At 71.9% G+C, this 23,130-nt stretch carries 16 protein-coding genes and 2 pseudogenes; 7 read left to right on the top strand and 11 right to left on the bottom strand.

Going from position 1 to position 23,130, the window contains the following annotated elements; all coding sequences use genetic code 11:
* Window positions 1-503: 503 nt before the first annotated feature.
* From AB0F71_RS18865 to AB0F71_RS18825, 9 genes and pseudogenes are all read right to left on the bottom strand, one after another.
* Window positions 504-1,061, bottom strand: a complete 558-nt coding sequence (locus AB0F71_RS18865) for a hypothetical protein (protein WP_360235234.1) — start codon at window positions 1,059-1,061, stop codon at window positions 504-506.
* Window positions 1,062-1,498: 437 nt separating this feature from the next.
* On the bottom strand, window positions 1,499-1,972 hold the full coding sequence (locus AB0F71_RS18860; RefSeq protein ID WP_360235231.1) for a hypothetical protein: 474 nt from the start codon (window positions 1,970-1,972) through the stop codon (window positions 1,499-1,501).
* Window positions 1,942-2,280, bottom strand: a complete 339-nt coding sequence (locus tag AB0F71_RS18855) for a hypothetical protein (protein WP_360235228.1) — start codon at window positions 2,278-2,280, stop codon at window positions 1,942-1,944. The genes AB0F71_RS18860 and AB0F71_RS18855 overlap by 31 nt, the downstream gene beginning before the upstream one ends.
* Window positions 2,281-2,368: 88 nt before the next feature.
* Window positions 2,369-2,533, bottom strand: a complete 165-nt coding sequence (locus AB0F71_RS18850; protein ID WP_360235225.1) for a hypothetical protein — start codon at window positions 2,531-2,533, stop codon at window positions 2,369-2,371.
* Window positions 2,534-3,293: 760 nt separating this feature from the next.
* Window positions 3,294-3,743, bottom strand: coding sequence for a DUF6210 family protein (locus AB0F71_RS18845; RefSeq protein WP_360235222.1), 450 nt, complete (start codon window positions 3,741-3,743; stop codon window positions 3,294-3,296).
* A 1,013-nt stretch (window positions 3,744-4,756) separates the two neighbouring features.
* Window positions 4,757-4,846 (bottom strand): annotated as a pseudogene (locus tag AB0F71_RS18840) (ATP-binding protein); the annotation flags it as partial.
* 1,180 nt (window positions 4,847-6,026) lie between these two features.
* Window positions 6,027-6,431 (bottom strand): DUF6009 family protein, encoded by a 405-nt coding sequence (locus AB0F71_RS18835; RefSeq protein WP_030556097.1) that lies wholly within the window; start codon window positions 6,429-6,431, stop codon window positions 6,027-6,029.
* Window positions 6,428-8,056, bottom strand: a complete 1,629-nt coding sequence (locus AB0F71_RS18830; protein ID WP_360235219.1) for a phage/plasmid primase, P4 family — start codon at window positions 8,054-8,056, stop codon at window positions 6,428-6,430. The genes AB0F71_RS18835 and AB0F71_RS18830 overlap by 4 nt, the downstream gene beginning before the upstream one ends.
* Window positions 8,053-9,156: a bifunctional DNA primase/polymerase gene (locus AB0F71_RS18825; RefSeq protein WP_360235216.1), complete on the bottom strand. Its 1,104-nt coding sequence runs from the start codon at window positions 9,154-9,156 to the stop codon at window positions 8,053-8,055. Before AB0F71_RS18825 ends, AB0F71_RS18830 begins: the two co-directional genes overlap by 4 nt.
* 902 nt (window positions 9,157-10,058) lie before the next feature.
* Here AB0F71_RS18825 and AB0F71_RS18820 point away from each other — a divergent pair.
* The 3 genes and pseudogenes from AB0F71_RS18820 to AB0F71_RS18810 all read left to right on the top strand — a co-directional run.
* Window positions 10,059-11,447: pseudogene (locus AB0F71_RS18820) on the top strand (DNA/RNA helicase domain-containing protein); the annotation flags it as partial.
* A 10-nt stretch (window positions 11,448-11,457) separates the two neighbouring features.
* A complete protein-coding gene (locus AB0F71_RS18815) occupies window positions 11,458-11,943 on the top strand; it encodes a DNA/RNA helicase domain-containing protein (RefSeq protein WP_360235255.1) in 486 nt (161 codons plus the stop codon).
* 252 nt (window positions 11,944-12,195) lie between these two features.
* Window positions 12,196-14,673, top strand: coding sequence for a helicase C-terminal domain-containing protein (locus AB0F71_RS18810; RefSeq protein WP_360235213.1), 2,478 nt, complete (start codon window positions 12,196-12,198; stop codon window positions 14,671-14,673).
* 231 nt (window positions 14,674-14,904) lie between these two features.
* Here the strand turns inward: AB0F71_RS18810 and AB0F71_RS18805 are convergent, their stop codons facing one another.
* Together AB0F71_RS18805 and AB0F71_RS18800 are read right to left on the bottom strand one after the other, a co-directional pair.
* A complete protein-coding gene (locus AB0F71_RS18805; RefSeq protein WP_360235211.1) occupies window positions 14,905-15,981 on the bottom strand; it encodes an ADP-ribosylglycohydrolase family protein in 1,077 nt (358 codons plus the stop codon).
* Window positions 15,982-16,375: 394 nt separating this feature from the next.
* Entirely contained in the window at window positions 16,376-17,392 is a 1,017-nt protein-coding gene (locus AB0F71_RS18800) for a winged helix-turn-helix domain-containing protein (protein WP_360235208.1), read from the bottom strand.
* A gap of 121 nt (window positions 17,393-17,513) precedes the next feature.
* Here AB0F71_RS18800 and AB0F71_RS18795 point away from each other — a divergent pair, with 121 nt between their 5' ends.
* The 4 genes from AB0F71_RS18795 to AB0F71_RS18780 all read left to right on the top strand — a co-directional run.
* Window positions 17,514-17,741 carry a hypothetical protein gene (locus AB0F71_RS18795; RefSeq protein ID WP_360235205.1) on the top strand — a complete coding sequence of 76 codons (228 nt, stop codon included), beginning with the start codon at window positions 17,514-17,516 and terminating at the stop codon, window positions 17,739-17,741.
* Between the two features lie 182 nt (window positions 17,742-17,923).
* Window positions 17,924-20,929 carry a BTAD domain-containing putative transcriptional regulator gene (locus AB0F71_RS18790; protein WP_360235202.1) on the top strand — a complete coding sequence of 1,002 codons (3,006 nt, stop codon included), beginning with the start codon at window positions 17,924-17,926 and terminating at the stop codon, window positions 20,927-20,929.
* Between the two features lie 152 nt (window positions 20,930-21,081).
* Window positions 21,082-21,531: a hypothetical protein gene (locus AB0F71_RS18785; RefSeq protein WP_360235199.1), complete on the top strand. Its 450-nt coding sequence runs from the start codon at window positions 21,082-21,084 to the stop codon at window positions 21,529-21,531.
* 37 nt (window positions 21,532-21,568) lie between these two features.
* Window positions 21,569-23,130, top strand: a 1,562-nt coding sequence (locus AB0F71_RS18780) for a cutinase family protein (RefSeq protein WP_360235196.1), incomplete at its 3' end; no start/stop codon positions are given.

Genomic DNA, 23,130 nt, shown 5'->3' with positions numbered 1-23,130 from the left:
GGGACAGCGCGGCCAGGCTCACTCCGAGCCGTCGAAGCCGACGGGGCTCCCGGGATTTTCCGCGGAAAATCCGAGCCTGGTCAATGGAACTCCTCCCACCCGTCAGCCGGAGCGACAGCGGTCGTCGAGGTCGCTGCGCACCCTAAGGGGGCATCAGTAGCCTGGGCCGTCGCTCGGCGGCCGACGGATCGGCAACGGCTCCGTTCTGTGCCCGGGATTTTCCGCGGAAAATTCGAGACGGCCGAGCGCCGGTGCCGCAGGAACCGGAAGCTCCCGGCAACCAGTGCTGCGACGCTCTTTCACCCTGCGGTGTCAGGCACCGCGCCCGACTCGTTGTGGCGAGGCCGACCAGTCGGCCCGGTGCGGCCGATCGTGGCCCGGCCCCGGCTGCCCGACGTCCCTCCGGGATTGTCCGCGGAAAATTCAGCGGGCCACCATCCCTCGTCCATGGCCGAGCGCCCACAGAGCCCACCGCCCACCCAGTGCCTCCGTCACTGGTCCGGTCATAGCGTCCGGCCCGTGGTCCGGGTGGAGGCCCCGACCTCGTCGCCCTCATCGGGCCAGCGCCCCTCGAGGTGGAGCTGGATCAGCGCGGCGTGGGAGAGCGGGCTCGCAGGATCGGTGACGTCCCCGTTGGTGGTGTAGTCCAGGAGGACGACGTCCTCCTTCTCCCTGAGCCGTTCGACCAGATCGGCGACGGGGTGCTCGAGGATCCACCGATAGGAGGGCAGGTAGATCCTGCGCCGGGCCTCTTCGTAGGGCAGCAGCCGGTCGCTGTCCAGACCGGCCCGGTGGCCCAGGACGGGGCCGTGCCGGCGGACCGTCCGCTTCAAGCCCTTCATCGTGGTGATCCGGAGCTTCGCGGGATCGACGTCGGAGTCCTGGAAGACCTTGAGGGCTTGCCAGATCCCCTCGACGGACTGACTGGTCTCCCCGTCGCTGTAGGGGATCGGGATGTCTCCGTGCGGGTAGAACGGGCTCAACCGCACCCACGGCTCAGGTGCCTTGGAGGTGACATCGATGACCTCGGCGCCGGGGAAGGCCGCAGTGAGTGAGGCCATCGAACGGCGACGGCTGGCGATACGGATCGGCAACTGGGGACCCCCTGGTTCGGCGACTGCAATCACCGAGCATCTCCGATGGCACTGACATCCCAGCCGCCGATGCCAGCGGGACGGCGGTGACGGAAGCCCGGTGTGCGCGTCCCGTGGCCGTCACCAGTGGGGGGTGATGCTGTCTGCAGTACCGGGCCACTGCATCGGTAGAGGGTGAACACAGGCGCCACCGGCCACGACTCCCCCACTCCCCCGGCTCAGAATTTTCCGCGGAAAATCGGCCGACCGAAGGAGCGCTCCCCCGGGCGGGACGACGGACGGGCAGACCCTCGCAGTGCGGGTGAGTCCGACCCCCAGGGGACGCCGCCGACGCCGAGCCGCCGCCGACAGCGTCGGCTCGGCGTCGGAACAGGAGCCTGCTCCGGTTAGCTGATCCCCACCTGTCATGGCTCCCCCGAGACGTCGCCGCGCCGAGGCCCGTGATCTACCGGCCCGGGCGCGAAGGTGCACTCGTCCGCGATGTTGAACACGCTGGCACAGCGAGGGCATTCGCAGGTGCCGAAGAGACAGGTGATGCCGTCGGCGAGGGCCGCCTGGCCGTCCCGGACAGCAGTCTCATCCATCCATCGCCCGATCCCCGAGAGGTGCTCGGGGGACGCCGGCTGCAGGTCGCATCGATCGACGTCCCCGAGGTGCCAGTCCCTGATCGCCGAGTAGCGCCCGTAGTCGCCGATGGCGATCGTCACCTCGGCATCGCAGTGTGAACAGGAGAGGCGGTAGAAGTCGTCGATGAAGTCGCCCAGGCCGGCGCCCCAGTGGCGCTGCTCCTTGGCGGCCAGTAGATCGATGAACGCTGCGAGGCAGTCGCTCGACCGCGGGGACCACATCACGCCATCCGCGTCGCGGAAGTCGACCATCGACCACATCGTGCAGCCCAGTCGTAGAGCGGGACCACTCCGGCTGGTACTCCCCCGGTCGGATCCGGTCCGTACGCATAGGCTTCCGTGATGTGCTCGTGGCACTGCCCGACGTCGACCGACAGCACGCCGTCGGCGGGTCCGAAGCCGCCGTTGGAAACCTCGGTGTAGAGGCGCCGAAGAAGCGGGGGGAACTCGAAGCCGATGACGCGTTCCGCCTTGACGACCGCCTCTGGCGGTGCGGGTGGGGGAACGTCCCAGTCCCGGGCGATCCTTCGGCAGGCCTCGATGGTCTCGTCGTCGGTCACCGGGGGATCGTAGGGAGTGGCTCGGACAACCCACCCTGCAGGCTGACTGGTCGTTCCCGGGGCCCGAGGAGACTGATCGCCCTGGCGGTCACCGCCACTGGAACAGGATCCCGCACCGCCGGTCAGGCCTCCGATGTGAGGTCACCACGCGCACGAAGGGCAGACCCGGGATCTCCAGGGCCCCGACCACGCCAGAGCCGTACGCGGCGACGAACTGCTTGTCCTCCGACAGCAGCAGCCCGGCAACGTCCACGATGGCCCTCCACGCCTCGACATCCGAGTGGCCCCGGGTAGGGCCGAAGCTCGGCAGCGACTCAGACACAGACACAGACACAGACACAGGCGCAGGCACAGGCGCAGGCGCAGGCACCAAGATCTCCGACAGCCTCAGCCTCTGAGTCCGACGCTCCCGGATGGCGGTCCTGCCGGCAGGTCAGGTTGTCCCGGAGTCATGCTTGCTGGCCGGTTGCTCTGGTGGGGGCTGTCCACCGGGCCGGTGGTCGCGACGGTCGCGTCCCGGAATTTTCCGCGGAAAATTCAGAGGCTCGGGGAGGGGGCCGTCAACGTTGCGGGGGAGTGGTCGCTGGTGAGGCAGGTCCCGTACGGAGGGGCTGTGTCGGTGGGTCCAACCCAGTACAGCGACCACTCAGGCCGGGAGGTGCGGACCTCGATGGGCCGGGCAGACCCAGCCGCAGAGCGACGCGGAGTCGGTGCCTGGTTCGATGTGTGCAGGCTCGAGGGGAAGGCCCTCACGGCTATCGCCGCTGGCTTTGGGTTGGCAGTGCTGAATGCCGCATGCCGCTTCGTGGCCCCGGATTTTCCGCGGAAAATCCGGGGCCACGAAGCGGGCAGGGCTGTGTGTCGTGCTGTGTGGGCGATGCAGGGGTACTGCGTCCACTGAGCGATCATCGATATCGCCCGCTTACGCATCCTCGGCCCACGTGGCCGGCGGACTGCCGCCTCGGCTGCTCGGGACATCCGGGCATGCGCACGAACGTGGTCGCGAGACAACCTCAGTCGGAATTCTCCCAGACCAGTACCCCGGGACCGTCAGGCGTGATGACCGGGATCCACGCCTCGGCCGCCTCAGAGAGCCTGGACTCGTCGAGAACCAGCGACGGTGGACCGGAGACGTCGTGACGACCGGAGCCGTAGATCCCCAGAGCATCGACGGCGGTCCGCAAGCGGTCGAGCACCCCGGCCTGCCACTCCTGCCCTCGCATACCCCAGCCTTTCAGCTCGCCGACGAAGATCGCGTTCAGGTCCTCGTCCAGGTCCGCTCCGTAGAGCGGGACGAGGTAGCCCTCCTGCTCGTACTGAGCGCAGGCGTAACCGCCGCACTGGCTCTGGTAGACGACCCCGGTGGGCGCAGCCACGATGACGAACATCCAGCCTCCTCCGCACCCGTCCGGGTCGAGGTAGACGTACCGCTTCGCCGTCTTGTCGTGGATCTGGTCGGTCATCTGGTTCGGCCTCCGAGGCGGGTCGGCGGGGTCGGAAGTCTTCAGGAGACCGCGCGAAGCGACCGACCTGGAGAACAGGGACATCGAACCTCGGCCGGGTACGCGACTCCACCGGATTTCGGCGGGTGACCGGCTTTCGAGCCCTGCCGCTGAGGGGATCAGGAATTTTCCGCGGAAAATCGAGGAGCCTGACGAGGGCTCGTGGCACTTCGAGGTCGGCAGCGGGACCGAGGCGTTCTGGAGCGCCTAGCTTCCCGGGCACTCGATCAGTTCGGCTTTCGACCGGGTTCCTTCACGCCGTTCCTGCAAGCTCGGCTGCGTCACCGGCGGCGGGAGTCCCGGGTCCGGAGGCTGCCGCCTCATGTTCGAGTACCACGGGTGGATCAACGTTCTGGAGACCGCCGACGACGGCGACATCCGTCTTGAGACGGCCGCCTGCTAAGGATCGCGGAGGTCATCCAGCGACGGATCGGCGAGATCCGCGAGTCCCTTCGTACGGCCTGCTGCACGTGCGCGACGAGGAGGACCCCGCGTACGAGAACGAGGTCTGCGTCCTGCGGATGGTCCGCGGTGAGGTCAGCGAGCCGCAGCCATCGACTTCGGCGGCAACATCATCGAGACCGGCACCGACTCCTACCGCCTCGCCATCACTCAGTGTCAACCACCACAGAACTCGTGCCCGAGCCAGGTCACCTACGCAGCCAGAGCTGCCGTGTCGACGTGCAGCTCGCGAAGGCCATCGGGGACGACGAGGTCTCCGTCTGTCGGGGTACTGACTCCTGTGCCCCGGCATGTACGAGGTCGCGTGCTCAGATGGTGCCCTCGCCCGGGGTCATGTCGTACTCGTCCACGTCGAGCTCGGCGTCGACTGCGGCAAGGAAGTCCAGGACATCACGGTCGAGATGCCAGCCGAAGAGGTTGGGGGCGTAGGGAGCGTCCGGGTGGCTGGGCGATTCGTCGTGGTCGGTGTCGTTGAAGTAGCGGACGACCTGCAGGACTGCGCCGCCGCCGTCGGCAGCGAGCCGGTTCTTCAGCGGGTAGCTCGGGCCGTTGATCGAGATGACGTCGCAGTGGTGAAGGAGCCGGTCGAGGATCGCCGCTGAGGTATCCGAGCGTGGTGGCGTCGGCCCGGCGGGTGAAGGAGTCCGGCTCCGTGGCGAGGTGGGGGAGGCCGAGCTTGGCGGCGGTGGTGCGGATGCGCTTGGTGACCAGCTCGTTCTACGGAGTCCGTGTCTGGGGGATGGCACTGGTGAAGGTACGGGTGCCGGTGAGCTGGTCATAGACCGACAGCGGCCGCCGGCCGACCTCGACCTGGGCGACGGCGGCGCGACTCAGCAGGGTCCGCAGCGGGCCGGCTACCTTTCCGGCGCTTCCTGCCTGGGGCGGACCAGGACAGGATCGCCGGTGGTGGTCGGCCGGGTCCGGCGTCGGGCAGGCCGTCCCAGTGCACCTCGTCGACGATCCGGGCACCACGGCCGACCGCCCGCGGATGCGTGGCCGACAACGTGCTGCCGTCACTGTCGGGGACGGTGAGCTCGTACCCCGATACCGTCCGTCCGGGAAACAGCACATCCTCGATCGAGCGGAGAGCCAGCAGAAGGTCATCCCGTAAGGAAACGTCCTGCATGCAGGCCGCTGACCCGGGATTCACGGAACTCCGGTCAGAGCCAGATTCACAGATAGCGCTATCAACAGAGCTGGCCGTCGTCCTGCACTCCGCTTTCCACGGCCGTGCGCTCCTCAGTCGCTGCATCCTGGCAGCCACCCCTTCCGACTGAGGTACTCGGTCGCTTCCATCGGGTGGTGGCGCAGGCGGACCGTGTCCTGGCCGGGGAGACGCGGTTCGAGCGTGGGATCGGTTCTGCGGAGTAAGGACGGAGGTGAGTCGCTTCAGTCGCTGTTCGGTGCCGCTTCGGAGAAGTCCTCGAGGACCGGGGAGGGCTCTCTGTCGAGTCGGAGGGGCGCATCGGAGGAACGCGAGCGGCCGGGAGGCCTGGGAAATGGGGAGGAAGAGCGGGCTGGACGGCCTGCAGGCGCGGCCGATGACGTGGGAGCTCGAGGTCGAGCGGCTGCGCGGGGAAACCGCCGCAACGGATGCGGCAGCGACTGTGGCGCCAGCGACTGTGGCCGTCGACCGAGCTCAGAGGTTCCTGGAGGGGCTCCTGTCGGGCCGGCGGGCTCTTCAGAAGCGACCACCCACGCAGCGACCGAGACCACGAAGGCGGTGGGGTGCGACCCGAGTTCCGGGTCGCACCCCACCGCCTTTCGTCAAGGAAGGGGTGGTCAGGCCTTCGGCAGCGTTATCCCCAGTTCGAGCATCGCCGGGGAGGCCGGCCCGCCCTCGGAGCGCTCGGTCTTGTAGCCCTTGACGCCGGGGGCGACGGTGCGCGGGTCCACGGCCTCGGAGGGGGCGCCGGTGGTGTAGAGGCCGTCCGGGTCCTGGTCCCGGTCGTGGGGGAGCAGCCAGAAGACGCGGCGGCGGAAGGTGCCGGAGGCCCTGGAGGACTTGGCGTCGGGGCCGAGGATCGCGTAGCCGACCATGCGGCCGTCGCGGTGGTAGGCCGGGCGGCCCCGCCGTGTGGTGAGACGGTCCAGCGACTGGCGGACGTAGTCGAGGTCGGTGGTGTCCTCGAGCCAGACGAGGTCGGTTTCGTGGGCGAGCTCGGCCGGGTCGATCAGCGCGCTCACGCCTTCTGCTCCTCTGTGTCGTCGGTGATCAGGCCGATGCCCGGGTAGTACTTGCGGCTGTTGGACAGGACCATCTCCTTGGGAGAGGTCATACCCAGTGTCTCGCGGACTCGTGCGGCGAACGCGCGGCCGGATACGGGATTGGCCCCCTCGAAGCCGCACCAACGGGTGTAGGCGCCGAAGAGCTGGGACTGTTCGGCACGCATGCCCTCCCCGGTGATGCAGGCCTCCTTGAGGAAGCGGCCGACGTGGTCCTCGGTCTCCGCGTAGGCGGTGGTGGCGGTCTGGACGGCCTGGGGGCCGGCCAGGTCCTTCTCACCGGCGAAGTAGCGGCGGGCGCCGTCGATGAGCCAGGCGAGGATACCCGGGCCCTCCTCGGCGACGAGGACGTGGGCCAGGTTGTCGATCTTGCGCTCCTCGGGGACGACCCGTTCGAAGGGGATGAGGCGCATGCGGCGCCAGAAGGCGAAGCCGCCGGTGCCGACCTCGGGGCGGTGGTTGCCGAGCAGCCAGAGCTTGTGGGTGGGCTCGAAGGAGAAGAAGTCCTGGCGCATCCGGCGGGCCTTGATCTTGTCACCGCCGGTGAGGAGCTTGACCCTGGCCTCGTCGAAGCGGTCCCCGGGCTTGAGTTCGGAGCAGACGATGATGCGCCGGCCGTGCAGTTCGGCGAGGTCGGTGGGGTGGCCGTCGAAGGTCTTGGCCATCAGGAAGCCGGGCGGGGCCGCGTCGGCGTAGTCGCCGAGCAGCTGGATCATGACGTCCAGAAGGACGGACTTGCCGTTCTTGCCCTGGCCGTAGAGGAAGGGCATGACCTGGGCGCCGACGTCGCCGCTGATCGAGTAGCCGAGCAGCAGGTGCAGGAAGTCGCGGGTCTGCCGGCCTTCCTTGTCGTCGCCGAAGGTGTCGGTGAGGAAGCGGTCCCAGCGGGGCGTGGGCATCCGGGCGGGGGCCAGGGTGGTGGAGCGGGAGTGGTGGTGGACCTTGGGGTCCGGCGGGGCGATGGCCCCGGTGCGCAGGTCGACGACGCCGCCGGGGGTGCACAGCGCGTAGGCGTCGGCGTCCAGGAGGGAGGCGTTGAGGACCATGCCGGGGGCGGACTTGGCCTGCGCGAGCATGGCGTTCATGCCCGAGGTGGACAGCGCCCGGCGGCGGTGGCGGCGCAGGTCGGCGTTGGTGTACACGCCGCGGGGGTCGTGGGTGGCGACGCTCTCGGCCATCTCGCCGGCGGCCCACAGGACGGTGTCGTCCTCGTCGAGCTGCCAGCGGTGGGTGGCCCAGCGGTACCAGCCGATGCCGGGGACGTGGCGGTAGTCGCGTCCGTAGAGGTGGACGAAGAGCTTGGCGTTGCCGCGGTCGGACAGGGAGTCGGGCAGGAGGCCGTGCGGGCTCGCCTGGGGGCCTGCCGGGGCCTGGTCCGGCCACCGCTCGCCCGCCTGGGCCTTCTGGAAGGGCTCGGCGGGCGCCTGCGGCTCCGCAGCGGGGGCGGGCGTGTCGAGAAGGCTCTCCTGGACCGCGGTGCCGTGCCAGGGGGCCTGTGAGGGCCCGGGGACCGGCGGGTACTCCAGGATCTGCTGGGCAGCGGCCACGGGATCGAAGACCGTCCTCTTGCGGGTGCTGTCGCTCATCCTCGCGCCTTCCCGATGTGCAGGGGCTGCCGGGATCCGGCGGCGAGGCCCGAGCGGATGACGGCGGAGTTCTGCCTGTCCTGGGAGGGGCGGGCGGCACGGGCGGCGTCGGCGAGCAGTCGCTCGGCGGCGGCATGGGTGAGGTGTCCGGCGGAGACGAGGCCGCCGACGGTGTAGGCGGCACGGTTGAGTTTGCCGGTGAAGCCGGCGCCCTCGGGGGTGGTGGCGCAGTCGGTGACGTCCTGGAGGACGGTGTCGAGGACCTTCTCGGCGCCGCGCCTGCCGCCGCCAGCGGCGACCACGGCCTGGCGGGCGCGGTCGGGCACGGCGGGCTGGGGCGCGGTCGGCTGGCCCGGTCGGTCCTTGAGGTGCCCGGTGCGGATGAGTTCCTCGGCCAGCCACTGGGGGAGCAGGGCGGGGGTGGTGGCACCGGGCAGGGGGGTGTAGGTGCCGCCGGTGGTGACGGTGCTGGGGGCGACGATGTAGCCGCCGTGGGCGCGGACGTCGACCTGCCAGGCCAGGGCCCGCCCGGGGGAGGAGCCGGTGGAGCACGTGAAGCGGTGGTTGGCCTCGTCGCGGTACCAGATGTGCAGTCCGCCGGAGGGGGTGCGTACGCGCAGGGTTCCCGTGTCCTGGGACGGGTCGGGGGCCTTGCGCAGGGCGGCGAGCAGGGCGAGCGTGTGGTAGCCGTTCTCCAGGCCTTCGAGGTCGACGCTGTCGTGGATCGGGATGCCGGGGAGGATCCGGTCCCGGGCGGGGACGTCGGCGGGGTGGCTGTCGACGTCGATGACCACCAGGCCGGCCGGGCCGCAGGCGACTCCGGTGCCGAAGCCCGGGTTGACCCGCCACCAGGCGCCGATGACGTCCTGGTCGGTGGTGGCGGCGTGGAAGCCGTGGCACCAGCGACCGACGCGGGGGCACGGGCACTCGGTGGGGGAGTGGGGGGAGTCCTGACAGGGCTGGCAGTTCGCGGGCGGGGTCTTGCGCCCCGGGGCCAGCGGATGGACGGGCCAGCCCTGGGCGGCACACCAGCGCGCGACGGCCAGTGCGCCCGGCTGGCGCTCCGTTCGGTCGCTCCCCACGGCCATCGGCGCCGTCACGCTGGTCCCTTCCCCTTTTGGTTCGGTAGCTGCTCAGCTTCTTCGGTAGCTCGGTAGCTGCCCGGATTCGAGTCGCTCGTTCGGTCGCTGACGGCAAAAAGCCAGGTCAGAGTACTGACGGGTGCTCGATCAGCGACTGAAGCGACTGAAGTCCAGAAGATAGCTCACACAGCCTAGCCGAGCGAGCACATACGGGCCCGGACTGCTGGGACTTGGGGGGAAACTGAGCGACCGAACCCTGGGGCAGCGACCGAGTCGCTTCAGTCGCTGTTTTCGGTCTACGGATGTTTCCGCAGGTCGGAGCCGATTTTCCCAACCAACAGCGACTGAAGCGACTGAAGCCCGGGTCTATAACGCGCACACGCACACGGGAATGTCTTCATATACCCGACCTTGAGTCGCTTCGGTCGCTGTTGGGGTGAGTGTATAGCCTCTGACCTGGGGTTTTATCCAGCGACTGAAGCCCAGCGACTGAAAGCGACTGAGTCTCTCGGGGCTCAGGTCCCGGCGTGTCGCGCGTGTCGGCTCCGAGGTGAAGCTGCCGGTTCGGTCGCTTGGGTCGCTTCAGTCGCTGGGCCGCTGTTCGGAGGCCGGGACCTGGTACGGCGCCGGCGCCCGAGCCGGGCTTCCGGCACCGAACTGTCGTGCGTGCAGTTCCGGCTCTGGGTCGCTTGAGTCGCTCGGTCACTGCTGCCGGGGAGCATTCACCGTGGGGACTGACCCGGCGAACGACGTAGGCCCTCCGGGCAGCGACCGAAGCCGTCGAGCTACTGAAGCGACCCAAGCGACTCTGGTCCGGACATGCCCCGCCCTCGGGACGCCGGTCCCAGGCCAGGTGCTCCGGCGTCTTCCGGCTGGCCGGGGGTTACCCGCTGTCGGCGGCCAGTGGTATTCATTCGGGCATGTACGTATACGGGGGGACCATCGACGAGGCGCTGCGCCAGATCGCCCGGCCGGAGTTCGTCGACGCGTGTGCCGTACGTTTCCGTGCCCAGCACGGGACGAAGCCGGGCGCGGAGGAGGCCGACAGCTGGCGACGCAGCTGGCCGGTGCTGTTCGAAGCACTGGAGCGAGCCGGCCTGGGAGACCTCGACGTCCTGCTGGAGCTGTCGCTGCCGGGGACAGGCGAACGCGTCGACGCGGCCGTCGTCGGCCAGGACGCGAACGCCGAGCTGACGGTGGTGGCGGTCGAGCTGAAGCAGTGGACGTGGGCCGTCCCCGCCCCCGGCGAACCCGGAATGCTGGAGGTCGGGCAGCGGACCCTGCCGCACCCCGCCCGACAGGTCGGCGGCTACGTCCACTACCTCAGGGACTGGGCCGTCGGCGGAGCCGGAGTCCAGGCCCGGGGCGTGGCCCTCCTGCACAACGCCGGACCCGAACTGCTCGGCCACCTGCGCGCCATGGTGTCCCCGAAATCGCCCAGCGCCGAGTTCCCCCTGTTGGGCCGTGCCGACCTCACCGAGGCAGTCCCCGCCGACGAACTGGCGGACCGCCTCCGCTGCAGCGGCCTGACGCCCGCACCGAAGGACGCGATCGACCGCTTCCTCTCCGGCGAGCACCGGCCCTCCCAGCGCGCCCTGCGGCGACTGGCCGACAACATCGAGGGCCGGGACCGGTTTCCCCTCGTCGGCGAGCAGGACCGCGCCCGCCTGGCGATCCTGGACGCCGTCAAGGCGGCCGGCGGAAACGGCCCCGGCGGCCTGGTCGTGGTCACCGGCGGCCCCGGCACCGGCAAGACCGCCATCGCCGCCCGCCTCATGGGCGAGCTGTGCCGCATGGAACGGCGCAACCCCCGCCTGCTGACCACCTCGGGCGCCCTGACCCGGCAGCTCCAGCGGCTGCTGCGCGAGGACTCCCGCGGCCTCGTCGCGACGTTCAGGCGCCAGCCGCCCGGCGGGCTGGACAAGAGCAGCGTCGTCCTCCTGGACGAGGCCCACCGCGCCGAGACCTACCCGGAGCAGCGCACCTCCGGCTTCCCCGCCTCCCTGCGCAACCTCCTCGACCGGGTCGGCGTCCTGGTCCTGTTCCTCGACGAGCGCCAGATCGTGCGTCCCACCGAGGGCATCACCCTGGACGAACTCGAACAGCACGCCGACGAGTCCGGGACGGTGCTGCGCCGCATCGACCTGGAGACGCAGTTCCGCTGCAACGGCTCCCAGGCCTACCACCGGTGGGTCGACCTCCTCTTCTCCCCGGACGAGCCCCCGAGAGCGTGGAACGGCACCGGCTACGACCTCGCCCTCAGCCCGGACCCGCACGCCCTCGCCGCCTGGGTCGACGGTCACGCCGAGCAGGGCCGCAGTGCCCGGATCACCGCCGGATTCTGCTGGCCCTGGAACTCCGAGGCCGTCCCCCCGCTGGAACCCGAGGTCGCCATCCGATGGCACGGCCCGGACGACGACGAGCACTCCTGGGCCCGCCCCCTGGAACCTGCGCGCCGAACAGCCCGTCCCCGGATTCCCCGACGTCCCGCCCCGCCCGTTCTGGGCGACCGACCAGGGCGGCCACGACCAGGTCGGCTGCATCTACACCGCCCAGGGCCTCGAATACGCCTTCGGCGCCGTCATCCTGGGCCCCGACCTGCTCCGCCGCGACGGCCGCTGGCACGCCCACCCCGAGGCCAGCCACGACGCCAGGCAACTGCGGGACCTGCCGCCGCAGCGCTACCTGCGCTACGCCCTGAACACCTACCGCGTCCTCGCCACCCGGGCCACCCACGGCACCCGCCTCCACTCCACCGACCCCGAGACCCAGGCCTACCTCGCCACCCTGCTGCCCTCCTCCTGACGCGGGCCGGTCGGCGGATCTCGGGCCCGGGCCGAAGCGCCCACGAACCCGGCCGGCCGAGAGGACGAGCAGGGTAAAGCGGGCATCGGACGGGTGGTCCCTCCCGATCCGCGGCCTCGAATCCTCCATCGTCTCAACGACCCGTCCCGTCCACAGGAGTTCAGGATCACTTCGCGCGCACTGCGGGCGGTAGGCCATCCTGGTGCCTCCGGCCGGCCCCGGCCGGACACGGTCGTCCTCCTGTGTGGTGAGGTGTTCCCCATCGGTAAGAAGAGCGGATCGGCCCTGGCCGCCTGGCTGCGCGGACTGGACGCACCCGCGCTGGAGCGGATCCTGGCGGCGCGTCCGGACGCCGCGACGGCTCCGGAGCCGCGCTCGGTCGGTGAACTGGCGGACCGCCTCCAGCGTCCGGCTTCGGTGGCGCTGGCCCTGCCCCGACTCACGCTGCCGTGCCTGCAGGTGGCGGAGGCCGCCGCGGCGCTGCCGTCCGCGTCGCGGGACGACCTGGCGGGCCTCCTGGACGCGACGCACGGGGAACGTGCCGACGGACTGGCCGCCGCCCTGGAGGCGCTGGCCGACCGCGCGCTGGCGTGGTCCGACGGCGACGGCCGACTGCACCTGGCGGCGCCGCTGCGGAACGCGTGGGGCTCTCCCCTGGGACTCGACGCACCGCTCGTGCGGCTGCTCGCGGGTTCGAGCTCCGACGACCTGGCCCGGATGGCGGCCAAACTCGGTGTCAAACCCGCTGCCAACAGGAAGGAGCAGCGGCTGGCGGCACTGGTCGACCACCACGGCGATCCCGCCCGGGTCGCCGCGCTGGTGGCCAAGGCACCCGCAGCCACCCGGGAACTCCTCGAACGGCGGGCACGCGAGGCCCGGGACCAGCCGCCCCCCATCATCTTCGGGGCTCCGCAGACCGACTCCCCGCCTGCCGAACGGTGGGCGGTGGAACGGGGACTGCTGATCCGCGACCACTACCGGTACGGGCCGGCCCGCATGCCCGCGGAGGTGGCCCTCGCCCTGCGCGGCACCGGCTGGCACGCCCCGTTCACACCCGTCCCTCCCGGCGTGCGGTCGGTGCCCGCCACCGCCGCCGAGGTCGAACGGGAGGCCGCGGCCGCCTCGATGGCGTTCGCCGCCCACGCCACCTCCGTCCTCCGGGTGTGCGCCGCGGCCCCGCCGGCCCGGCTCAAGTCCGGCGGGGTCGGCGCCCGCGAGCTGTCCCGGATCGGCAAGGCGGCGCAGTGCGACGAGATCCCGGTACGCCTCGTCCTGGAGACCGCGAGTGCGGCCGGCCTGATGGCCCGGGACGGCGACCGGGTCGCGGCGACCGCCGCCTACGACACCTGGGCCGAGCAGGAACCCGCCGACCGGCTCGCCGTACTGCTCCGGGCCTGGTGGGCGCTCCCGCTGACCCCCGGCGCCGGCCGCGACGAGGACGGGAAGGCCCTGCCGGCCCTGGCCGGGGCACCGCCGTGCGCAGGCTGCGTTCAGGCCCGGCACGGGCTGCTCACCGCCGCGGCGCAGCTCCCGGCGGGCGAGGGCGCGGCGAACCCGGCGGACCTGGGGGAGCTGCTCGGGTGGCTCCGTCCGCTCGCTGACGAACTCCCGCAGGACGCCACGCCGTTCGCCACCCTGATCCGGGAGGCGGAACTGCTCGGCGCACTCGCCCTCGGGGCCGTGTCCCCGATCGGAGCCGCCCTGCTCGCCGACGGCGGCGGCGCCGCTGACGACGCCGAGGCCGCCCGGGCCCTGACCGACGCCTGCCGACGGCTGCTGCCCGCCGCCAGCGGGAGCGCCCGCTTCGGCAGCGACCTCACCGCGGTGGTCACCGGCACGCCGTCGGCGCACCTCCACGCACTGCTGGACTGCGCCGCGGACCGGGAGAGTGCCGGTGCGGCCTCCGTCTGGCGGTTCAGCCCGGGCAGCGTCCGCCGCGCCCTCGACGCGGGCCTCACCCCCGACGCCCTCGCAGCGGACCTCGCCGCCGTCGCCGTCGAACCCCTTCCCCAACCGCTCTGCTACCTCATCCACGACACCGCGCGCACCCACGGCCGGGTACGCGTCGCCGCCGCGGCCTGCGTCATCCACGGCCAGGAGCCCGCCCTCCTGGCCGAACTCGCCGCCCACCGCAAGCTCGCCCCACTCGGCCTGCGGCAGCTCGCACCCACCGTGCTGATCAGCCGGACCCCACCCGACAAGACACTCGCGGCACTGCGGGCCGCGGGCTACGCCCCCGTCGCTGAGAAGCCCGACGGAACCGTACGCATCGAACGGGCCCAGCACCACCGCGCGGCCGACCCGCTCCGGTCCCCGCTTCCGTCCCCGCGCCCGCCCGGCGGCAGGCCCCGGACGCGGCGGACGGAGGCCCGCAGTGCGAGCGCGGGACCGTCCGTCGACCTGCGGGCCCTCGCCGCCCGGCTCCGCGACGCCCCGCAGGACGTACCGGAGCCCGACCCGTACGACGGCCGCCCCTACGCCAGCGACACCGAGGAGATCATCGCCGGGCACGCGCGCAACCTCTCCTTCACCGACGTCCGCCAGCTGGCCCACGCGGTCGACGAGAAACTGGCGGTCACGATCGAGTACGTCGCCACCTCCGGCAACGCCACCGTCCGCACCCTCAGCCGACTCGCGCTGGACGCCCCCTACCTGAACGCCTGGTGCCACCTGCGTGACGACGAGCGGGTGTTCACCCTCTCCCGCATCCACGGGGTGATGCCCGAGTAGCCCGGACACGGCGAGCCCGTCCGAGGAGCATCTGACGTAGGCACGTCGGGAGGCACTTTTACCTCCCCCCGGGGGGGGAGTCGACCCGCCCGATGCCCGGCCGAACGCCCGTCGGGTCCTACCGGCCAACGACAACCGGCGGCGTCGCCGACAGGCCCTCGACGGCCTGGCTGTACGGACGCTGTTCGGACGACGACCGGGACCGGCACACAGAGGGCTTGCCCGAGGCCGTCACCCGCCGGGGTAGCGGTCCCACCAGTGCGGGTCGCGGGCCGGTACGTACGCGCTGCCGCCGGGCGAGTCGACGTACTGCTGGAGCAGGTCCCGGGCCAGGGCGTCGAGCACCCAGGCGAGTTCGAGCCGGCTCAGCAGTTCGACCGGCAGCGCGTCGACGCCGTGCGCGGCACCGAGCAGCGCCCCGGCGGTGGAGGCCACCGAGTGGCCGTCCGGTGCGCCGGCCGCGAACCGCAGGGCCGCGTCCACCGTGTCGCGGCCGGGGAAGCGGGAGACCACGAAGAGTGCGCCGAGCAGTGCCGAGGCGGCGGTCGCGTCCGGGGCGATCCAGGCGAGCTGCCCGCGGTCGGGCACGGCGCGGGGGGCCTTCAGCAGTTCGAGGACCGTGTCGGGGCTCGCCGAGTGCGGCATGGCCAGCGGCCGGAGCAGGGCGTCGACCGGGTGGGCGTCGTCCGGGGAGGAGGCGGTCCACGTCCGGAAGGGGTCGTCCTCGGCGAGGCAGTGGGCCACGAGTCCGGCCGCGGCGAGGGCCGCGTCCTGTGCGTCCGGGGCGCCGTGGGTGAGAGCGGCCGTCTCGCGGACCGCTTTGGCGCAGGTGTCGGGACCGGAGAGGAGGTGCAGCAGTCCGAGGGCCAGGCTCCGGGTGAGCGCGTGGGCTCCTCGGCTGCCGTTGACCGGCTTCGTCGGGGTGCCCTGCGTCAGCCCGGTCAGGGCCGCCACTGTGGCCGGCGCCGAGCCTCGGCGCTCGCGGAGCGCGGGCACTCGCGCGAGCCAGCCGGTCGGCCACCCGCCGCCGCTGCCGGACGCCCAGCGCTGTGAGATCCGTTCCGGCTCGATGCCCTGTAGGAAGGCCCAGCGGCAGTACGCGTGCCAGATCACGGTCGGCGCGTGGCAGATGCCCTTGTGGTCCAGCCGTACCGAGGCACGGATCGCCCCTTCGATGGTGAAGGCTGCCAGCTGGGTGCTGACGCCGATCCGCAGCGGCCCCTCGGCCGGCCACCGGCCCCGGACCACCCCGGCCGCATCCCCCAGCGCGGATCCGAGGACCAGCCCCCGTACCCGGGCCTCGCTCACAGTCGCATCCCCCACCCGCCCCCGCCCTTCCCTCGCGTCGCCGTGTTCGTCATGACATCCCACCACAGCTACGGATCGAGGCGGCGGGCCGGATCCCGAGCAGGGGCATCGCCTTGAGGGCCGCTGTCGCCGACGCGGTCGTCTACACCGAGCACAGGCCGGAGGGGAGCGGATCACGGCGGTCGCCGAGAGGCTGGTGCTCGCCGTACGGACTGCACCCAGTACGCCGCCGACGGAGGTGTCGCCAGGCCTCAGGGCGTGCCCGGCCCTGGACATGCAGACGCCATCGGGAACCGGGCCGTTGCCGGCGGTGCGGGTCGGGGCGTGTGTACGGCCGCTTGAGGTGGGTTCGCGGAGGCCACTGGACCTGCCGTCCGGTGTTGCGGTCGCGCCGTCAGGACAGGAGTTCCCGCGGGTCGCCGACGGCCTGGTAGTAGACGTGGCGGGAGCGGCGTGTGCGACGGACGAGGCCGCCGCGGTGGAGGGCCTGGAGGTGGTAGGAGACGGTGCTCGGGCTGAGGCCGGTACGGTCGGCGAGTTCGGTCGTGGTCCGCGCCTGGCTGAGGTGGGTGAGCAGCGCGGTGCGGGAGGTGCCGAGGAGGCTGCGCAGGCGCTGGTCGTCGAGCGGATTGTCGGCGGCCGCCGGGTAGACCAGGGCGGGGTTTCGGCGGGTGCGTCCGGCGGCGGCGTCGGAATCGGTGCTGTCGAGGGAGAGCATGAGGCCGGGCGGGAAGGTCCCGGGTACGAGGACGAGGCCCGGCGGGCTGAGGCGCAGGCCGCCGGGCTCGGCGCGACCGGCGACCAGTGCGCCGCCGTCCCAGGACAGCCGGCGGTGGAGGCTGTCGGCCATTCCGGCGAAGCCCTGCCGGACGGTGAGTGCGGCGCGGCGGTCGATGTCGCGTTCCAGCCGGGCGGACACCCGGGGCCACCGCGGTTGGAACACCTTCGTCCAGAACTCGTGCAGTTCGACCGCGAGCCGGTCGGCGAACGGGCCCTCGCCCTGCTCCAGGGCATGCAGCACCAGGTGGTGCGGGGTGCGGGCCGGGATCTCGCTGGCGGCGAGTCCGGTGAGCAGCACGGACATCTCACCGCGCACCCGGGCGGCGGCGGTGGTGGCGACGAGGTGCAACTCGGTGTCCACGGCGCAGCGGTAGGCGGAGGGCTCGGGCGTGAGGAAGTCGGGTGTGTAGCCGTGGGGGCTGATCGCGAGTGCGGACAGCAGCCACAGCCTCCGCTCCGCGATCACCTCCCGGGCCTGCCGCCGCCAGGCGAGCGGGACGGCCTGCGGATGGCGGCCCAGGGCGAAGAGCAGGTTCATGGCCTGGTACAGCGGCGAGATCGCGAAGCGCGTGCGGGCCACGGCATCGGCAGAGAGTTCGATCCTGATCACATGACCCCCCGGTGCTTTCATGATCGCATTCGAATTTCATCGAAAGGTTCAATTCTCAGCCTGCCATCGACTTCGCTGGTGGCATGACCGGGCCGCAGCGGAGGCCTGGCGGTGCATGAAACAGTGTTCCGGAGGGGGACCGATGATGAGTGGCAAGGCGATCAAGCGGGCTATGGTCGTGGTGACGGCTGTGGGTACGGCCCTCCTGGCGGCCGGTACGGCGCACGCCAACGGGCCGTTCCCGACCAGTGTGAGCCCGGAAGGCGGCCCGTTCCCGAGCAACTCGGCCCCCGAGGGTGGGCCGTTCCCCGGCGTCGTCCCGCCGGCCAGCCAGCCCCTGTCCGGCATCACCAACCGCCTCGGCGGCTGACGACCAGGCAGTCCGACAGCCCGCGCCCGGTGGGCGCCGTTGAGTCAGTGCCCGCACCGATGTCGTGATCACGCTGCGGCCGACGGCCTCCGCCCACCGGGCGGCCCAGGCGGGCCGCAGCGTGATCGTGAGCTTTGGGGGGACTGAAGCGAATGAGGATGACGTTCGGCTTACTGGGGCCCTTGACCGTTGCCGCGGACTCAACGCCGCAGCCGCTGCCGAGGGCCACCGTCCTGCGAGGCCTGTTGGGGGCGCTGCTGCTCGCGGAGGGGGAACGGCTCCCCGTCGGCCGCCTACTGGAACTGGTCTGGGCCGGGCAGGCGGACCGGATCGGCCGCGGCGCGGTGCACACCGGGATGTCCCGGTTGCGCACCTGGCTCGGGCGGTTCGGGGACGAGACCGTGGTGCTGGAGTCCGACGCCCAGGGCTACCGGCTGGCGACCCGGCCGGACGCGGTGGACCTCGGGCGCTTCCGCGCCCTCGCCGCCGACAACGCCCTGGCTGCGGCGCTGGCGCTGCGGCGCGGCCCTGTTCTGGCCGGACTGGAGCGGGTGAACCGCGAGGATCCCATGGTGACAGCCGTGGAAGGCGTGGTCCGGACCGCGGCGCTGTCGCTGGCCCGGAGCTCACTCGCCGCCGGCGAACCCCGCAGCGCCCTCCCCGCCCTGACAGCACTCGTCGAGGAGCACCCATTCGACGAGCCCGTGCACGCCGCCCTGCTGCGACTGCTGGCGGCGGACGGCCGGGCGGCCGAGGCGCTCCGTCGCTTCCAGGCACTGCGTCGGAGGCTCTCCGAGGAGCTCGGGATCGAGCCGGGCGAGCAGGTGCAGAGCGTCTTCCTCGCCCTGCTGGCCCACGGTGGTGAGGGCGTGCAACCGGGCCCCGGCCGATCCCACGTGCCCTCCCAACTTCCACGGGACCTAACGGACTTCACGGGCCGGGACCACCACGTCCGGCTCGTCCTGGACACCCTGGCCGACGGCCGGGTGCCCGTGATCACGGGCATGGGCGGCATCGGCAAGACGGCACTGGCCGTTCACACCGCCCACCGCGCCGCCGCCGACTACCCCGACGGCAGGCTGTACGCGGACCTGCGCGGGGCCGACCCATCGCCCGCCGACCCCGCCCGCGTCCTCGCCGCCTTCCTGCGTGCCCTCGGCGCCGCCGCCCGGGAGATCCCGGACTCCCTGGACGAGCGCTCCGCGCTGTACCGCACCCTCCTCACCGGACGCAGGATCCTCGTCCTCCTCGACAACGCCGCCGACGAACAGCAGCTAAGGCCGCTGCTCCCGGGCACCCCGGCACACCCGGCCCGCTCGTCGACAGGCCGCTCCATCCCCGGCCACGCCCCGACCGGCTCCAGCCCGACCGTCCCCACCGCGCGCACCGCCGTCCTCGTGACCAGCCGTGCCGCACTGACCGCCCTGCCCGGCACCCGACTCGTCGACCTCGGCGAACTCGACACCGCCCACGCGCAGACGCTCCTGCACCGCATCCTCGACGACCACCGGGTCGCCGCCGAGCCGGTAGCCGCCGCCCGGATCGCCGAACTGTGCGGCGGCATACCGCTGGCGGTGCGCATCGCCGGTGCCCGCCTGGCCGCCCGGCCGCGTTGGACCCTGGCCCGCCTCGCAGGCCTGCTACGCGACGAACGGCGGCGCCTCGACGAACTGACCGCGGGAGACCTGGCCGTCCGGGCCGGCTTCGCCGTCGGCCACGCCCGGCTCCCCGAACCGGTCCGCCGAACCTTCCGCCTCCTCGGCCTGCTGGACGCGCCCGACTTCGCGCCCTGGGCCGCCGCAGCAGTGGCGGACATCCCCGTGGCGGAGGCCGAGCGGCACCTGGAGGAGCTGATCGACGCCCAACTCCTCCAGATAACCGGAACCGAACCCCACCTGCGCTACCGCTTCCACGACCTCGTCCGCCTGTACGCCCGTGAACACGCCGAGGCCTCCGACGACCCCACCGAACGCTCCGAGGCCCTCGAACGGGCCTTCGGCGCCTGGCTCTGGCTGGCCGAGCGGGCCGCCGAACAGATACCCGGACCGTGCTTCGCGCCCATCCACGGCCCCGCGCCCCGCCACCCACTGCCGCCCACCCTCACGGCCACACTCCTGGACGACCCGATGGCCTGGTTCGACGCCGAGCAGCCCGCCCTGAACGCGAGCGCCCGGCAGGCCGCCGCGCAGCACATGGTGCCCGCCGCCTGGGACCTCGCCGCCTGCCAGGAGAAGTACTGCGACGTCCGCGGCCTCTACGACGACTGGCGCACCACCAACCTCACCGTCCTCCAAGCCTGCCGGGCCGCCGGAGACCACCGCGGCGCGGCCGTACTCACCCGCGGCCTCATCGAGGTCACCACCTGGACGACCCCGACCGACGGCACCCAGACGATGGTCGCCCTGCACGGGCGCGCCCACCACCTGCTGCGCCTCTTCGAGCAGGTACGGGAACCACGCGGGAGCGCCGACGCCCTCGTCCTGGCCGCCTGGAGCCTGGCGGCCCAGGGCCGCGAACAGGAGGCCCTGGACACCGCCCACCGCGCCCTGGACCTCGCCACCGCCCACGACCACCCGGGCGGCCGGGCCCGCGCCCACCAGGTCATCGCCGTCGCCCACAGCGAGAGCGACCTCGACCGCACCATCGAGCACCTCACCGAGACCCTGCGGCTGGCACGGCAGATCGGCAACACCCGCTTCGAAGCGACCGCGATCCAGTTCCTGGGCGCCGCCCACGGACGGGCCGGCCGACCGGAACGCGGACTGGAACTGCTCACCCACTCACTCGCCATGGCCCGTTCCCTCCAGGACTCCTACGCCGAGGCCTTCTCCCTCCTCTACCTGGCCGCGATCCACACCGCCACCGGCGACACCCGCGCCCGCCCGACCGCCGAAGCCGCCCTGGCCATCGCCCGCCGCTTCGACATGGGCCACCACCTCGCCCAGGCCCTCGGCATCCTCGGCGAACTCGACCTCACGGCCGGCGACCACACCTCCGCCATCGCCCACCTCGAGGAGTCGGTCCTGGTCTGGCGCGCCCGCGGCTGGCGCTCCTTCCTCGCCACCGCCCTGCGCACCCTCGGACGCGCCTACCAGGCCGCCGGACTTCCCGAGTCGGCCGCCCGTGTCCTCGACGAGGCCCGCGAGCTGACCGCCGGCTCCGGCGACCCCCTGGCGCACGAAGGCTGACCGCGGATCACCCGGGCCTACCGACGGCTCACCGACCGCACGGGAATCGGTAAGCGATCGGTAAGCCGCCCCTCCCTAGGGTCGGTTCAGACGGCGCGGGACAGCACCCGCGCAGTCCCACCCCGAACCTCCCCACGAGAGGAGATCCCGCCGTGCGGATCCAGAAGAAGCACACCACCCGCACCCCGCTCCTGCGCCGCGCCGCCACCGCCGCCGCCCTGGCGCTCGCCGCCACCGCGCTGGGCCTCGGCAGCGCCTCGCCCGCCTCGGCGTCGAGCGGCCCGGAGCGCTGCTACCCGGACGAGTTGAACTACCGCTGGTACTGCGCCTACGTCACCGGCATCAACCCCGGCTCCTACCTCGACATCCACAAGGAGCCCAACTACACGGGCGGCATCTGGGGACCGCGCTACCTCCAGGGCGACCGTGTGGTGCTCTACTGCTGGACCGAAGGCGCCGGCGACGCCGACGGCCACGGCGACCACTACTGGTTCTACGTCCACCCGGACGCCGCCGGCGACACCACGGACGGCTACGTCAACGACTGGTACCTGACCACCGGCAGCGTCTCCCAGTGGAGCGGACTGGTCAACCACTGCTGACCCGGACCGCCTCCAACTCCCCAGGAGCACAGTCGACATGAAGACCAAGCGCCGCCCGCTGCACCGCCTCGCGGCACTCCTGGCCGGCCTTGCGCTCGCCGTCGCGGGAGCGCCCGCGACCGCCGTCGCGGACGTCGCCGGGAACGGGCACCCATCCGGTGCCAAGGCATGGGACCCCGGTGTGCCCGCCTGCTCGAAGTACCTGGCGATCGGTGTACGCGGCTCGAAGGAGAACTCGGCGAACGAGGACAACGCCCCGCCCGGCGAACTCCACATGGGCGGCACCGTCGACCACTTCGTCGCCGTGGCCAGGGACAGGGCCCTCGCCGGATCGGACACCGCCTACTACTCGCTGCCCTACCGGGCCGTCGATCCCGGTGGGATCGACCAGGTCACGGGCACCTACCAAGCCTCGATGTGGGAAGGAGTCCGGCAGCTCCAGGAGGTAGTTCGCGACCGGATCACCAAGTGCTCCGGGATCCGGATCGGCCTGGTCGGCTACTCCCAGGGTGCCGACGTCGTCCACACCGCGTTGGACCAACTCACCCTCGCCGAGCGCAGCTCCATCGCTCAGGTCCTTCTGATAGCCGACCCGAACAGTCCAGGGAACGCCAGTTACGGCGTGTACGTCGACCCCAAGACCGGTGAACGGTGGCAGAGCGTGTCACAGGACAGCCTCCTGGGATACATCGGAAAGCAGTACTTCCTGCCTCCCGACATCACGCCGCGCACGATCGACTTCTGTGCCGACAACGATGCCGTCTGTGCCGGTGGGGGATGGAGCCACGGCAAGTCCGACGAGCAGAAGAGCATCCACACCGGATACGGCGACGCGAACGACAACCGCCGCTGCTGCGGAACGGTCGACTGGACAACCGATCTCGGTACCCGGTTCGGCATCGGCCTGCGCGGCAACGACGGCCCTGACCTCCCCGTCCCGCCCAAGCCCCGCCCCAACCCCGCCGCCGGCTGCGTCCCGTACGGGGACGTGACCGAGGAGGCGCGTCGCGCGATCCAGGCCGCCTGCTCCCAGGTCGCCGCCGGCACCTGGTACACCTGGGGCGGCGGCCACGGCGACGCCCCGGGCGCCACGTACGGCATGGTGGACGCCACCGACCCCGTCCGCAGCCAGCACGACCCCCAGCGCAAGGGGTTCGACTGCTCCGGCTTCGTCCGCTGGGCCTGGGCGCAGAGCGCGGGCTACGACCTCATCGGGCGCAAGGACGTCGACGGCATCTTCACCACCGTCCCGGCCGCCGCCCGCTTCACCGCCGACCAGGGGCTGGCCCCGCTCCAGCCCGGCGACCTCCTGGAATGGGGCACCGAGCACGTCGCCATGTACCTCGGCGACGGGAAGATCGTCGAAGCCCGCGAGTCCGACACCCACCTCATGGTGTCCGACTTCTCCAGCCACGACATCCACAAGTACCGCGGCGCGATCCGGATCTCCGCGCTCGGAACCTCCGGCAACGCCAGCACCTGGGGCACCCAGGTCTGGAGCCACACGGACGCCTCCACCACCAGTGCGCGCGCCGTCCAGTTCGGCGGGCCGACGAAGGTGAACATCGCCTGCCAGAAGCACGGGGAGTCGGTCACGGC

Origin of the sequence: Kitasatospora sp. NPDC028055 (genome assembly GCF_040637885.1) — a bacterium.
In the GTDB taxonomy this organism is placed as follows: domain Bacteria; phylum Actinomycetota; class Actinomycetes; order Streptomycetales; family Streptomycetaceae; genus Kitasatospora.
The sequence above is the reverse complement of the archived record's forward strand: the minus strand, read 5'-3'. Positions and strand labels throughout refer to the sequence as shown.

What these genes read in the sequence shown, in the direction of transcription:
- AB0F71_RS18865 (WP_360235234.1), bottom strand. Translation starts at nt 1,061, where the DNA reads ATGGCCTCACTCACTGCGGCCTTCCCCGGCGCCGAGGTCATCGATGTC.
- AB0F71_RS18860 (WP_360235231.1), bottom strand. Translation starts at nt 1,972, where the DNA reads ATGGTCGACTTCCGCGACGCGGATGGCGTGATGTGGTCCCCGCGGTCG.
- AB0F71_RS18845 (WP_360235222.1), bottom strand. Translation starts at nt 3,743, where the DNA reads ATGACCGACCAGATCCACGACAAGACGGCGAAGCGGTACGTCTACCTC.
- AB0F71_RS18830 (WP_360235219.1), bottom strand. Translation starts at nt 8,056, where the DNA reads ATGAGCGACAGCACCCGCAAGAGGACGGTCTTCGATCCCGTGGCCGCT.
- AB0F71_RS18800 (WP_360235208.1), bottom strand. Translation starts at nt 17,392, where the DNA reads ATGAAAGCACCGGGGGGTCATGTGATCAGGATCGAACTCTCTGCCGAT.
- AB0F71_RS18795 (WP_360235205.1), top strand. Translation starts at nt 17,514, where the DNA reads ATGATGAGTGGCAAGGCGATCAAGCGGGCTATGGTCGTGGTGACGGCT.